Here is a 14385-nt window from a genome sequence, read left to right as displayed (position 1 = left end):
ATCCCCAGGCAAGCATGCACAATCAAAATCGGAAGATTTTTAATATAAAGAGGACCAATCCATATAATAAATTGCACCCAGTCAAGTAGACAAATAAATAATTAAATTATAGGTTAATCACGTTTTATACGAGATTAGTTCTTTTTGATTTGAGAATGGTTATTCATGTCTCAAGCTTTTTTAATTCACATTATGAAAGCGTCTGTTTAAACATCTACATCAATGTATTTCATCGCATCGTTCTTTTGAAAGTATAACTCTAAAAACATTATTGTAAACATACACATAATCGTAAGATATAACAATGCGTAAGTATTCCTTCAAAATTTTTTAAAATTAAACATATCATTTACAAATTTAAGTTTGTTACAATATAGGAGGTAATTATAATAACAATCTATACTGAAATAAATATTATTGAAAGTTACCTTAGTACACGGTAAACTTTTTATTGATTTATGAAAAATTTAGGAGGTGCCCAGCTATGTCTGATTCGATCACTATCATTGATGAAGATAAAGTGATTGACGTTGTACTCATTGCAGGCAGAATATTGCTTGAAAGTGGTGCTGAAACTTATCGTGTTGAAGATACGATGAATAGAATTTCAGCAAGTTTTGGCTTAGATGATACATATAGTTTTGTCACGTCTACAGCGATTATTTTTTCACTCAATAATCGAACAAACACAAGACTTATCCGCATACGTGAGCGAACGACTGATTTAGAAAAAATTGCATTAACTAATAGTTTATCTAGAAAGATTTCTAATAATCAGTTAAGTATAGATGAAGCAAAATCTGAACTTATACATTTACATCATGCATCATTACAGTTTTCATCTATCACTAAATTTTTTGCTGCCGCCATTGCATGTGGTTTTTTCTTATTTATGTTTGGCGGTGTTATGAATGACTTCTTTTTTGCAATTCTTGCAGGAGCTGGTGCATTTTTAACTTTTGATTTTGTTCAACGTTATATACAAATAAAATTCTTTTCGGAATTTATTAGTGCTGCAGTTGTTATTACAATAGCAGCTACATTTTCAAAATTAGGCATGGCAGCAAACCAAGATATTATTACCATTGCAGGCGTCATGCCACTAGTCCCTGGTATTTTAATTACAAATGCTATCCGAGACCTCATGGCAGGCGAACTCATCGCCGGTATGTCTCGTGGTGTGGAAGCAGCCCTAACATCATTTGCTATAGGTGCTGGTGTTGCAATCGTTTTATTAATATTTTAAAAAGGAGTGCTCAAATGGTCATTGGCTACTATGTTTTACAATTTATTGTTAGTTATTTAGCGACAATGCTATTTTCTGTCATTTTTAATGCACCTCGACGTCTCCTTTTAGCTTGCGGTTTCGTTGGTGCTATGGGATGGATTATATATAAAGTGACACTTGATGTTGAACTAGGAAAGGTAATGGCTTCGTTCCTAGGAAGTTTTATATTGGCAATTATGAGTCATACTATGAGTAGACGTTATAAAAGACCAGTCATCATCTTTATTGTGCCTGGCATCATCCCACTCGTTCCTGGTGGACTTGCTTATGAGGCAACACGCTACTTAGTGAGCAACCAATATACACATGCTGTTAATACATTTCTCGAGGTAACACTTATTTCAGGTGCAATTGCCTTTGGTATTTTGTGTGCAGAGATTATTTATTATCTTTATACACGTATAAAACAACACATTGGCAAAATGAATGGTAAAATATATAAGAAATCATATAATATGAATAACAGAGCATAAGGGGTGTTTTTATGAAAAATGATATTATTGAGCGACTTACAAGATATGTCAAAATTGATACACAATCTGATCCACATTCAAATTCAACACCTTCCACTAATAAACAGTGGGATTTATTGAATTTATTGAATGACGAATTAACTGATTTAGGGCTAGAAACTGATGTTGATGAAAATGGATACTTGTTTGCAACATTAGAAAGTAATGTTAACGAAGTTATTCCAACTGTTGGTTTTCTTGCGCATGTTGATACTTCACCTGATTTTAATGCTACAAATGTCAATCCACAAATTATTGAGCAGTATGATGGGAAACCCATTCAGCTCGGTGATACAAATCGAGTTTTAAGTCAAGATGTCTTTCCTGCTATGAAACAAGTAGAGGGACATACTTTAATGATTACAGATGGCACATCATTATTAGGTGCAGATGATAAAGCTGGTGTCGTCGAAATTATGGAAGCTTTAAAATATTTAACATCGCATCCAGAAATCAAACACGGTCGTATCAGAGTAGCATTTACGCCTGATGAAGAAATTGGTAAAGGCCCACATGCATTTGACGTTGAACGTTTTAATGCTGACTTTGCATATACTATGGATGGCAGCCAATTTGGTGAGTTACAATATGAAAGTTTTAATGCTGCAGAAGCAATTGTAACTTGTCACGGTGTTAATGTTCATCCAGGTTCTGCTAAAGATGCGATGGTCAATGCTGTGCTCTTAGGTCAACAATTCAACGCTCTTTTACCTCAAAACGAAGTACCTGAACGTACAGAAGGTTATGAAGGCTTTTATCATTTAATGAAATTTGATGGTGATGTTGAGAAAGCAAAACTTTACTATATTATTCGTGATCACGATAAGCATGAATTTGATTTACGTAAAAAACGTTTAGTAAAAATTCAAAATGATATCAATAGTCATTTTGAAGATGCGCCAATCGAAGTTGAAATAAACGATCAATATTACAATATGGGAGAAAAAATTAAGCCAAAACCACATGTTATAGACATTCCTAAACGTGTCTTTGACCAGTTAGATATTCCAGCTAATACTGAACCGATACGTGGTGGCACAGATGGTTCACAACTATCATTTATGGGCTTACCAACACCTAACATTTTTACTGGCTGTGATAACTTCCATGGACCTTTCGAATATGCTTCTATCGATGTCATGGAAAAAGCTGTAGATGTCATAGTAGGTATCGCTCAAGAAGTCGTACAAACTTATCAAAAGAATGATTAAATAGAAATGACTCGGATATAGCGCTCATTTTATACATTTTAATGCTTGTCATCCTTGTCGGAGTAGGACAACGAAATCTTTTCAAAAAATTAGATTTCTGTCCTACTCCCTTTTTTATTTTTGTACCTTACAGTTTGGATTGTTCATGCTATTCCAACACATATTTCATATCAACCTCAAACTTGTATTTGTTAATCAGACGATACCACTCCACTGGCACTGGGTGCCAACATTATGGTGGTGTTGTTTCTTATCATACGTAGATGTATTAAAAGTAATTTTAAAAAATTTATGTCTTATGATTGTAACTTCGAACACCTGCTGATTTTTGTAGAATTTAAAAAAACCGTCAATTTCTATATGATTATAATAGAAATTGACGGTTTTGCATTTGTATTTTATTAGTTAACATCAAATTGTGTTTTTAATAACTTAATCGCTTGAACTGTATAATGTCTAATTTGAATTCCCATTTTAAAATCTGTAAAGGATTGAGGCATTTCTATAAATGTATTAAACATTGCTGTTACACCCATCGATTCAAACAAATCGAACTTATCACCTGTTGCACAAATTGCGATTGACGGTTTGTCATGTTTTGTAGCTAGCTCTGCTAAGCGAACAGTAGTCGTTTCTAAAATTTGATCTTGTTCGTTCACACCTTCACCAAAAATTATTAAATCTGCTTGTTGAATTAATGACTCTAAATGTGTAATTTGGTCTACCAATTCATGACTCGTCATAATCTCAGCACTGTATAAACCATTCAACATTGCAGCTATACCTCCACCAGCGCCTCCTCTTTGAATAGGCCCTAGTGCAATTTTCAATTCGGCTTTAAACATCTCACTTAAATACCATATTAAATTATCTATCTCTCCTGCTTCTTGATGCGAAATTTGATGCGTTTCATACGTTTGCATGATTTCACTATTTTTACCATACAATTTACTGTCAAAATCTGACATAAGTTGGATTCTAATCTCTTTCAACTTAGGATTAACTTGAGATACATCTATACGACGAATATATTTTAAAACACGACTGCCTTGTGTAACATCGATTTCTTGAGCTTCGTCATCATAAAATTTAGCACCGAGTGCTTGAAGCATGCCAGCGCCACCATCAAAACTACCAATAGCACCTAGCGAAATTATTAAATGTTCAGCGCCATTTTCTATTGCGTCAAGTATAATTTCACCTAAACCATAACTCGTTCTTTCTATAATTGGACGTTGACCTTTTAAAAATAGATTACCTTCAATAATTGTCATGCCATTATCAGTAATACCATAAACAGCTTCAACTTCATTCATATCTGCATCATGTGCAACCACTCTGTATTTGGTACCTGACTGCCATAAAAAGACAGAATCCATCAGTTCATGCCGACCATTAAACAACGGTACTTGAACAATATCAGCCTTCTCTATTTGACTAGCAACCGCTTCTTCTACATACCGATTGGCTTGATAGCTAGATATAATACCATTAAATTCATCCATTGCTACTAATACTTTCATTTTGTCACCTCTAATATTAATATTACATTGTAAATTTCATAGCTTTATTTTTAAATTAACGTGATTACCACACCTTATAAATTTATGAATTTCAAATAGCAGTGATTCATTGATATATTTAATTCAACAGTATAGCAATCAAACAAAGTATCATTTCACTTTGTGTAATATTTAGCACAAATCACATGCTACTAAATCGCTGGTAAAAATATCATCACGCTTAAAGTTGGTATCACATTCAATCATTGTATTGCTAATAAATACAGTAGTTACATAAATAACATACATTTGTGCGCATAGAGCATTACTAATTCAACTTTATATTATACATGTCAAAACACATTTTTTCACATTATAAGAAACGCTTGTTAAACCTTTTAATATAACTTAAAGCTTAACAAGCGTTCCTTTATTAAATATTTATTTTTTATTCTTCAGCGCCTGCCAAAGATTTTACATTAATATGATCGTGACTTGCATTCCAAATCGCTTGTCCCTTCACAAAATAAAATGCTTGTGGCGATTCATGTTTAACATTTGTTTTTTCTTCTATATAATCTGATAAAGCTCTCTCTTGTTGTACGATTAAATAATAACCATCCATATCTCTTTCATATAAAAATTTGTTGAATTGATCAATAGCATTTGCCGAAATTGGACATGTTTCACTATGCTTCAGCACAAATACATATTTATTTTCTTCTAAAACTTGCTCAAACTGGTCAATCGAACTCAGCTTTATAGCCATTCTATTCACCTCTAAAAATATTTAACACACCACATTGTCTCTAAAAGTGTGAAATTCCAATGATATTCACATATCATTGTTTCCAATTATACACAATTCCCTTTTTATTGTTAACAGTTTATTACAAATCTCATAACTTAACCAATTAATTTATTATTGATATTTTTCTTTTAATTCGGCATACCGTTTATTAAAGTCCTTATCATAATGCTTTAAATCTTCACTTTCTTTAGGTAATTTATTGATGTCTATTTTAGCTATTGCTTCACCAATTTCAATAGTTTCTTCTCTTGTTTCGTAATAATTTTGTAAGCTATAGTACATCTCAATCGTGTTTTTACGCGCATCATTCACATAACCATCTGTTATTTCTGCCTTGTTCAAGTCTTTAATTTGTTTTTTAATTAATGGCATAATTTGGGTTTCAATAACTTGTTTCTCTGATTTAGTATTTGTAGAATTGGATTCTTTTTCTGCTGTATTTTTCAAGTCTTTGTTATTTTGTTCCAATTTCTCTTTAAAGCCTTTAACACTTTCACCAGCATTATTAGCTTTTTTCATGTTTTCTTCTACTTCTGATCTATTCTTTTCAAAAAGTTTTGTGTAATCTAAAATATCTTCATTCGCTTTAACTGCTTGATTGTATAAATCAACAAATGTTTTAACTTCCTCGATAGCAGCTTTTTTCTTTTTGACAGATGCTAAATATTTTGATTTTAATTCCTTAGTTTCTTCAGAATTTGCTGGCAGATGTTTTGTAGATTTCTCATATGCTTCAAGTTTAGGTGTTAACTTGCTATTCAAGTTATTTTGCAATTGATTGAATTCTTTTTTGTTTTTATCAGTCATATCTGTTTTACTTAAATCATTAATGTTTTCTAAATCAATAGAATCCATTACTTTATTAAATTCCTTTTCTTTTTGCTTTACGTCAGTTAATGTGCTATCGAAATCTTTAAATTCGTTGGCACCTTCATGTCCGCAAGCGGCAAGTACTACGGCAAAACAAACTAATAAAACAAAGCACATTAATTTTTTCATTTCTGCACTCCTTATCATTACGTATTATACAGAAACTTATTTAACTTGAAAATAATATATGATATATTATTCCAGAATTTACAGTTTAACAATTTATTTTGATCATTTAAAGGAGTGATTTAACTCAATGTATTCAGATGTTCAACCTTTTATCAATGAAGATATACAACAAACTTTTATTAAACAATATCAGATGCTACGTCATAAATTATTGACACTCTTAGATACACCTGTAAAAACAACACATCATATTGGTGGGACAAGTCACTTCAATTACCCTACTGAACCTATTTTAGATGTTTTAGTTGGCGTCAATGATTTACATGATATAACTGCTTTAGATGAAAAGAGATTGAATTATGAAGGGTTTTATAGGCTTCATCATCCATATCACAAAAAAGTAGTAATGGCTCAATTTAATAATCTCATTGATTTAAGACAAATTGCTCGATTACATATTGTTCAAATAGATTCACAACTTTATAATGATTATCTGAAGACAAATCATTATTTAACAATAAATCCATCTTCAGCAACCAACTTTGGAAAGCAAAAGTATAATTTAGCGACAGATGCAGTACCAATTCGTGAATATGAAAATCAAAAACAGTTACTTTTTAAACAACTACTCCGAAAAATTAATAAAGATTTATCGAATGCACACAACTAATCTTTATTCACTAAAATAATAAATGAACTTAATCGTTTTCAATAAAACGATATACTATTTAGCAAACATGTTAAATCATTGGTATAATATATAAATGAATTCAACAGGAAAGGATGTTCTATAATTGCATAAAGATGACATCTTAAAAGAATTAGAAGCAATAGTTCCGAAAGATATTATAAAAGTTGACGAACCGCTAAAGCGTTATACATACACTGAGACGGGAGGTCAAGCTGATTATTATTTATCTCCAACCCAAAATGAGCATGTCCAAGCGATCGTCCATTTTGCCTACACAAATGATATACCTGTCACATATTTAGGTAACGGTTCAAACATCATCATCCGTGAAGGTGGTATCAGAGGAATCGTTATCAGTTTACTTCAGTTAAATTATATTGATGTTTCTGATGATGCGATCATCTCAGGAAGCGGTGCTGCAATTATTGATGTGTCACGTACTGCACGAGATAATGCGCTTACTGGATTAGAATTTGCCTGTGGTATCCCAGGTTCAATTGGTGGCGCTGTATTTATGAATGCAGGTGCTTATGGTGGCGAAGTCAAAGATTGTATTGATTATGCGCTATGTGTTAATGAAAAGGGAGATCTAATCACACTGACAAACAAAGAACTGGAGTTAGATTATCGTAATAGTATCGTCCAAAAGGAAAACTTAGTTGTATTAGAAGCTGCATTTACATTAGCGCCTGGCAATTTACAAGATATCCAAGCGAAAATGGATGATTTGACTGAGAGAAGAGAAACGAAACAACCTTTAGAATACCCATCTTGTGGTAGCGTCTTCCAAAGACCACCAGGACATTTTGCTGGTAAATTAATACAAGATTCAAACCTACAAGGCTATCGTATAGGTGGCGTAGAAGTATCTAAGAAACATGCAGGTTTTATGGTCAACGTTGATAAAGGTACTGCAACTGACTACGAAGATTTAATCCATCACGTGCAAAAAACGGTTAAAGCAAAATTTGATGTTGAACTTCATCCAGAAGTTAGAATCATTGGTGAACATCCTTTTGAACGTTAGGAGTGTTATAAGATGCCGAAAGTATACGGTGCAACTGTAGATAATGAAACACGTTGTACACACTACCATACACCATTAGATGTAATAGCAATTAAATTCAAATGCTGTAATAAATACTACCCATGTTATAAATGTCATAATGAGGACACCTCTCATTCAATACAAAGATGGGATGATAATGAATTTAATACAAAAGCTATTTTGTGTGGTGTATGCAAACACGAAATGACAATCAATGAATATATGCTGATTGAATCATGTCCAAACTGTGATGCACATTTTAATAATCGTTGTAAATATCATTACAGCACTTACTTTTCTATATAATTAACGCTAAACAAAAAGAGCGACACAGAAATTTATTTTCTAATCAAATTTCTACGTCGCTCTTTTATCTATTTAAACCATTGTAAAATAAACATAAACATGACATACACAAGTTCATTCAAACGCTATCTTCTTATTGTGCGTTTATTTTGTCCTTTACAAATTGTACAAACGCTTCTGCATCACCTTTTTGTATGTTTTTCATCGGCATAGGTCCAATATTAAAGGTGAAATGAATGCGACCGTCTTCGTATGTAATTTTCTCTACTTCATCATAACCAATACTTCTATAATAGAATTCTCCATTCATATCTACATTCAAAATAATACGTTCATTTGTAGCAATAAATGCACCTTCAAATTCTGTAGAACCTTGTACAGAATACTCTATCGTACCTAGTACACTAGGACCTTTCTTTTCTGTTGGAAATAAATCATTTGGGTTTACATTATCTAAAATCATTTTTATGTCACCTTCTTTTACTATTTTTATTCATTATACAAGTTTTTAAATCAATTTATTACTTAAGTGCTCAATTCCATTCTAGTATTGAGTTAATCAAAAAACAATTGAGATTAACACAGTTATATTTTAGATCATCTTGTAAGCAGAACGAATCATCCATAATCAAAAAAGCAGTGAATTCACGATTAAAGTGATTTTCACTGCTTTGAGTATGCGTTTTTAAGACAATCCCCACACATGTCTATTATTATTTTTTATCTATTGCTTTTTCGACTTCTTCAATTTGTTTAATCGCAGTTGTTGTCGAACCACTTGCGAAGTACCAAAGTTTTGGATCTAATTCATATACTTTATCATGTTTAATCGCATCAACATCTTTGATGACATCATTACTCAATGCTTTTTTAGCAGTAGATTTACCTGCTACAGCTTGACCTCGGTCCATCGCAAAAATAATGCTAGGATTTTTTTCTGCAACATATTCATTTGTAACATTTTGGCCATGATTACTTTCTTTAATTTCTTTATCTGCTGGTGTAAAGCCCATTGTATTAAAAATCATAGAACCGAAACGTTCTCCCGGACCAAATGTTGATAATTCACCTTCATTTACTAATAAATATAACGCTTTTTGGTCTTTTAAATCTTTTGTTTTTTCTTTCATACTTGCTATTTTATCTTCTAATTTTTTATTAAGCGACTTAACTTTGTCTTCTTTTTGATAAATTTTACCTATTTTTTTAGCATTTGCTTTAAGCGACTTAACTTCATCTTTATTATCTACACCTATGTAAACAACTTTAGCATCTGGTGCAGCTTTTTTAAATTCATCTAAGTTTTTTTGGTTTGCTGTACGTCCAGATATGAATATCACTTCTGGTTTTGCTTCTGCAACCTTATCAAAATTAACTTCTTTTAAACTACCAGTATTTAAATACTTATCACTTTTAAATTCACTTAAAAAATCTGGTAATGATTTAGCATCTTCACCTTTAGGAACAGCTTTAACTTTATCTTCAAGTCCTAATTCTTTTAATGTATCTAATGCACCATAATCAAACACAACTGCGTTCTTAGGATTTACTGGAACCTCAACTGTCTCTTTTACAGATTTAGCATCACTTCCATCACGTTTTTCTCCATTAGCTTTATAATCATTTTCTATCTTAACTGTTTTATTTGATTCATTGCTATCTGATTTTGTATCCGATGACTTTTTATCGTCTGAGCCACCATTATTACATGCTACTAATAAAAACATTAAACCTATTACCATAAACAAAGCAAATTTCTTCATATGTTTAATCCTCCTGGAATACTAAAGTTAATCACCATTTCAATATGCCGTTTAAAATGAGCAACGTTGCAGCTGCATCACTCCCTTCAATAAAAATCATTCAATTTTAAACGGATTGTAATATAGATAATTCATAATCAGCTGTTTCTTCATCAAAATATACACAAATGCGTTGTCCGCGAATTTCTTCAATTTTAACGTCCATATCATACAATGTTTTGAGCGTATTTTCTTGTATTACTTCATCTTTAGTACTGGCTTTGACCATCTCTCCATCTTTCAATGCAATGATGTCATCTGAATAACACGAAGCAAAATTAATATCATGAATCACAACAACAATTGTTTTATTGAGTGATTTTGCGAGTTGACGTAACGTTTTCATGATTTGAACTGAATGTTTCATATCTAAATTATTTAATGGCTCATCCAACAAAATATACTCTGTGTCCTGCGCTATCGTCATAGCTACATATGCACGTTGTCGTTGGCCACCTGATAATGTTTTTAAGTAACGATGTCTTATTTCTTTAAGATTCAATAACTCAAGTGCATACTCAACTTGCGCCCGATCTGCTTCATTTAAACGGCCTTTTGAATATGGGAATCTTCCAAAATTTACGAGTTGCTCAACAGTAATATTTAACTCAGTATGATTAGCCTGTTTCAAAATTGATAATTTTTTAGACAATTCATTACTCTTAAATTCAGAAATAGCTTTCCCTTCAATCTCAATAGTCCCTTTATCAAAATCGATCAGTCGTGTAATTGCTGAAAGTAAAGTACTCTTACCTGCACCATTTGGTCCTATCATTGAAGTTAAACGCCCTTTACTTATATCTACATTAATGTCATTTAAAATCGTTTTATCTTGAATGGTTTTATTTAACCCTTGAACACGTATCAATTCGCATGTCTCCTTTTAATTAATAGATAGATAAAGTACGTCCCACCTACTAAGTCAATAATGATACTCACTTGCGTCGTCGCTTCAAATAAATTTTCTACTACACCTTGTGCAATAAATAAACTCAACCAACTTAAACAGATTGTTGCCGGTAATATATATTTATGTTCATAGGTTTTCATCAATTCATGCGCTAGATTAACTGTTAACAATCCTAAAAATGTAATCGGACCTACCAATGAAGTAGAGACAGATACTAATATCGCAACAAGTATGAGCAATAATCTGGTAATCATTTTATAGGACAAACCTAAATTAATTGCTTGGTCTTTTCCTAATAAAAGCACATCTAAATATGGTATCGCAATCACTGTAATAATGATTAAAATAATTAATATAACGCCGCACAACATTACCAATTTACTATTGGAAGCATCGAAATTGGCAAACATTGAACTCTGAACTGCTAAAAAATCTTCAGGATTAATAATCAGTTCTAAAAATCCAGTTATACTTCTAAAGAAAGTACCTAATATGACACCTATGAGTAAAATTAAATATATCGACACATCACCAATTCTAAAGATACCTTGAAATAATAATAATGAAAATACGACCATAACCAACAGCGAAGTAGCAAAACTTAAATATATATTAGTTACAAATGCAGACTGTACGCCAAACACAAATACTAGCAATACTTTCACAAACATATATACAGCATCAAGTCCCATAATCGATGGTGTCAATAAACGATTCGTTGTAATTGCTTGAAAGATAACTACTGACGCTGCAATTGCTCCACCTACCAATATCATGAGCACAAGCTTTCGAAAACGACTGATAAACTGGTATCTAAAAATATCAAAATCAATACCGATGAAAAGATATATTAACGCAGCAATTAAAGTGACAGCAAATAATATCATTAACTTTGATTTAGCACTAATTTGCATAATTGTGTCTTCCTTTCATCAATAAGATCAAGAAAATAATCGTGCCAAAGACACCAATTGTTAAACCAATATTTATTTCATATGGATAGACAATAATCCTACCAATTATGTCAGAAAACATAACAAATACCGCCCCTAACATTGCCGTGTGAGGTAATGCTTGCTTTAAGTGGTCACCTCTGAATATTGACACAATATTCGGAACAATTAGACCTAAAAATGGTAGTGTTCCTACTGTAACAACTACAAGTGCTGTTATAGTTGCGGTTATAAATAAACCAATATTTATTATTCTTTCATAGTTGACGCCTAAGTTATTACTAAAATCTTTTCCCATCCCTGCAATCGTGAAATGATTGGCAAATATATATGTAAGTATCAATAAAGGAATGCTTAAGTATAATATTTCATATCTACCGCTCGTAATGATGGCAAAATTTCCATTGAGCCAGTTTCCTATACTTTGTACAGTATTGGTTCTCAGAGCAAGAAAAGTCGCTAAGCTAGACACAATACCACCAAGCATAATACCTAAAAGCGGAATAAAAATAACATCAGTGAATCGTATGTATTGAACTAATTTAACAAATAAAAATGTGCCACCAATACTTAATATCACCGCAAATATTAATTTAATAATAATGTTTTCTTGCGGAAAAAATATCATTGATATCAAAATGCCTAACTTTGCCCATTCCATCGTCCCTGCTGTCGTTGGACTCACAAATTTATTTTGCATCATCTGCTGCATAATAAGTCCAGAAAGCGCTAAAGTACTTCCAGATATTAATATACTTATTGTTCTGGGTATCCTACTAGACACGATGATATTTAATTGTTCATGCGTTAAATGAAAAATATCAGTAATTGATACTTTACTAACGCCTATAAATAAAGAAAGGATAGTTAAAAAGAATAAAATAATAGTTAAGACAACACCATTGAGTAAAAATTTCATAGTGAGTAATTAATCCTTTCATAATCGTCATGTTTTATTGAGTGTGATAATCATTATCAATACCTATAAGTTAAATTTTATCATCTTTACATGTAAATTCAATAGCTATAACAGAGATTATCAAAACAATTCTCTATTTATGTCAAAATTTTCAAAATAAAAGCAAAAACTTTTAGCCAAATGCACTTTTTTGAATTTATGCATTTATAGAAATTTTTGACATTTCAGTTGGCAAACTAATTCAAATACTAAATAAAGTTAAATACGTACTTGAATTAATTGTATTGGCATAAATGTGTAAAATATTAGTGCAACGCACAAAACTTTAATAAATAAAAAACGTCAATCTCTATATAATTCCAATAGAAATTGACGTTTGTTGGTGATTAAAATTTATTTATATTTCACTCATCTGCTATTAATAACTTTAACATTATGATAGTTTAAGCAGGTGTAATTTAGTCTTCAAAAATAAAATCTTCATCTTGTAATGCTTCAACATTTAGCGCTAAAGTATAACCATCGCCTTTAACAGAGAAGAAATCATGGTTTTTTGTAGATGTGTCTAATGCATTTTCGATAATTGGATTAAATTCTCTTTCTTCAAAGTATGGATCAAATCCAAGGTTTGATAGTGCTTTGTTACCATTATATCTTACATAGTTAAGCACATCTTCAGTTAAACCGATATCATCATATAAAGATTGTGTATAAGAAACTTCGTTTTTATATAGTTCATCTAATAGTTTATACATTTCTTGGTCTGCTTGCTGTTTTTCACTTTCAGACAATTCATTGCGTAAACTTTGTGCGTCCATACCAGTAAATACACCATGAATAGATTCATCTAATAAAATTTTACGAATAATTTCTCCAGAAGTCGTCATTTTACCTTGTCCAGCTAAATATAATGGATAATAGAAACCAGAATAGAATAAAAATGTTTCTAGAAAAACACTTGATACACGTGCAATATATTGATCATAAATAGATGCTTCTTTACCCCATAATTTATGATAATTATTTACAATTTTATCCGATTTGAATTTCAAATGTGGTTCTTCTAAGACCCATTTATCTAATAAATAGTTTGTTTCGCTAGATGGTAATAGTGTTGTAAAGATGTGAGAATAACTTTTAGCATGAATTTGTTCCATCATCGCCATAAAGGAATATACCGCTTTTTTACGTAAATCTGTAGTATGTAACATAATTAATGGCATACCATCATCTGCTTGGTGTGTATCCAAACCAGTTAAACCTGCCAATGCCTTTTTAAATGCATTTTTTTCTTCATCAGATAATGTTTTCCAACTTGCAATATCTTTTGAAACTTTAAATTCAGTTTCTACCCACATTTGCGAAATATTTTGTCGCCAAAACATATTTGTCATATCTTCTTGAGTATTCCAATTGACTGCTTTCATTTAGAT

At 31.5% G+C, this 14385-nt stretch carries 15 protein-coding genes; 6 read left to right on the top strand and 9 right to left on the bottom strand.

Annotated elements, in window-relative coordinates; genetic code table 11:
- Positions 1–484 precede the first annotated feature (484 nt).
- Genes KA867_RS00755 through pepT form a run of 3 tightly spaced genes read left to right on the top strand, consistent with a single transcriptional unit; the run spans position 485 to position 3011 of the window.
- On the top strand, positions 485–1246 hold the full coding sequence (locus KA867_RS00755; RefSeq protein WP_019469503.1) for a threonine/serine exporter family protein: 762 nt from the start codon (positions 485–487) through the stop codon (positions 1244–1246).
- A 14-nt stretch (positions 1247–1260) separates the two neighbouring features.
- Positions 1261–1761 carry a threonine/serine exporter family protein gene (locus KA867_RS00750; RefSeq protein WP_107383665.1) on the top strand — a complete coding sequence of 167 codons (501 nt, stop codon included), beginning with the start codon at positions 1261–1263 and terminating at the stop codon, positions 1759–1761.
- Positions 1762–1772: 11 nt separating this feature from the next.
- A complete protein-coding gene (gene pepT / locus KA867_RS00745) occupies positions 1773–3011 on the top strand; it encodes a peptidase T (RefSeq protein ID WP_210136744.1) in 1239 nt (412 codons plus the stop codon).
- A 401-nt stretch (positions 3012–3412) separates the two neighbouring features.
- Here pepT and KA867_RS00740 read toward each other — a convergent pair whose 3' ends face one another.
- The 3 genes from KA867_RS00740 to KA867_RS00730 all read right to left on the bottom strand — a co-directional run bounded on the left by KA867_RS00740 (position 3413) and on the right by KA867_RS00730 (position 6323).
- Entirely contained in the window at positions 3413–4534 is a 1122-nt protein-coding gene (locus KA867_RS00740; protein WP_210136743.1) for a glycerate kinase, read from the bottom strand.
- Positions 4535–4961: 427 nt separating this feature from the next.
- Positions 4962–5282: a bacillithiol system redox-active protein YtxJ gene (gene ytxJ, locus KA867_RS00735; protein WP_019469507.1), complete on the bottom strand. Its 321-nt coding sequence runs from the start codon at positions 5280–5282 to the stop codon at positions 4962–4964.
- A 153-nt stretch (positions 5283–5435) separates the two neighbouring features.
- Positions 5436–6323, bottom strand: a complete 888-nt coding sequence (locus tag KA867_RS00730; protein ID WP_210136742.1) for an EMYY motif lipoprotein — start codon at positions 6321–6323, stop codon at positions 5436–5438.
- Positions 6324–6450: 127 nt separating this feature from the next.
- Here KA867_RS00730 and KA867_RS00725 point away from each other — a divergent pair, with 127 nt between their 5' ends.
- From KA867_RS00725 to KA867_RS00715, 3 genes are all read left to right on the top strand, one after another.
- Positions 6451–6993 carry a GrpB family protein gene (locus KA867_RS00725; RefSeq protein WP_210136741.1) on the top strand — a complete coding sequence of 181 codons (543 nt, stop codon included), beginning with the start codon at positions 6451–6453 and terminating at the stop codon, positions 6991–6993.
- 124 nt (positions 6994–7117) lie between these two features.
- Entirely contained in the window at positions 7118–8041 is a 924-nt protein-coding gene (murB, locus tag KA867_RS00720; RefSeq protein ID WP_210136740.1) for a UDP-N-acetylmuramate dehydrogenase, read from the top strand.
- A gap of 12 nt (positions 8042–8053) precedes the next feature.
- On the top strand, positions 8054–8368 hold the full coding sequence (locus KA867_RS00715) for a CHY zinc finger protein (RefSeq protein ID WP_210136739.1): 315 nt from the start codon (positions 8054–8056) through the stop codon (positions 8366–8368).
- A 133-nt stretch (positions 8369–8501) separates the two neighbouring features.
- Here the strand turns inward: KA867_RS00715 and KA867_RS00710 are convergent, their stop codons facing one another.
- The 6 genes from KA867_RS00710 to nrdF all read right to left on the bottom strand — a co-directional run bounded on the left by KA867_RS00710 (position 8502) and on the right by nrdF (position 14379).
- Positions 8502–8831, bottom strand: a complete 330-nt coding sequence (locus KA867_RS00710) for a PH domain-containing protein (RefSeq protein ID WP_107385211.1) — start codon at positions 8829–8831, stop codon at positions 8502–8504.
- Positions 8832–9081: 250 nt separating this feature from the next.
- On the bottom strand, positions 9082–10131 hold the full coding sequence (locus KA867_RS00705; RefSeq protein ID WP_210136738.1) for a ferrated catecholamine ABC transporter substrate-binding lipoprotein SstD: 1050 nt from the start codon (positions 10129–10131) through the stop codon (positions 9082–9084).
- Between the two features lie 106 nt (positions 10132–10237).
- Entirely contained in the window at positions 10238–11038 is an 801-nt protein-coding gene (locus tag KA867_RS00700) for an iron ABC transporter ATP-binding protein (protein WP_040030228.1), read from the bottom strand.
- A complete protein-coding gene (locus tag KA867_RS00695; RefSeq protein ID WP_210136737.1) occupies positions 11035–11994 on the bottom strand; it encodes an iron chelate uptake ABC transporter family permease subunit in 960 nt (319 codons plus the stop codon). Before KA867_RS00695 ends, KA867_RS00700 begins: the two co-directional genes overlap by 4 nt.
- A complete protein-coding gene (locus tag KA867_RS00690) occupies positions 11984–12952 on the bottom strand; it encodes an ABC transporter permease (protein ID WP_210136736.1) in 969 nt (322 codons plus the stop codon). The genes KA867_RS00695 and KA867_RS00690 overlap by 11 nt, the downstream gene beginning before the upstream one ends.
- Before the next feature lie 458 nt (positions 12953–13410).
- Positions 13411–14379 carry a class 1b ribonucleoside-diphosphate reductase subunit beta gene (gene nrdF, locus KA867_RS00685; protein WP_019469517.1) on the bottom strand — a complete coding sequence of 323 codons (969 nt, stop codon included), beginning with the start codon at positions 14377–14379 and terminating at the stop codon, positions 13411–13413.
- Positions 14380–14385 lie beyond the last annotated feature (6 nt).

This window comes from Staphylococcus sp. GDH8C109P (genome assembly GCF_017893405.1).
Lineage (GTDB): Bacteria > Bacillota > Bacilli > Staphylococcales > Staphylococcaceae > Staphylococcus > Staphylococcus cohnii.
Note: the sequence above shows the minus strand (reverse complement) of the source record. Positions and strands in the feature narration are given on the sequence as shown.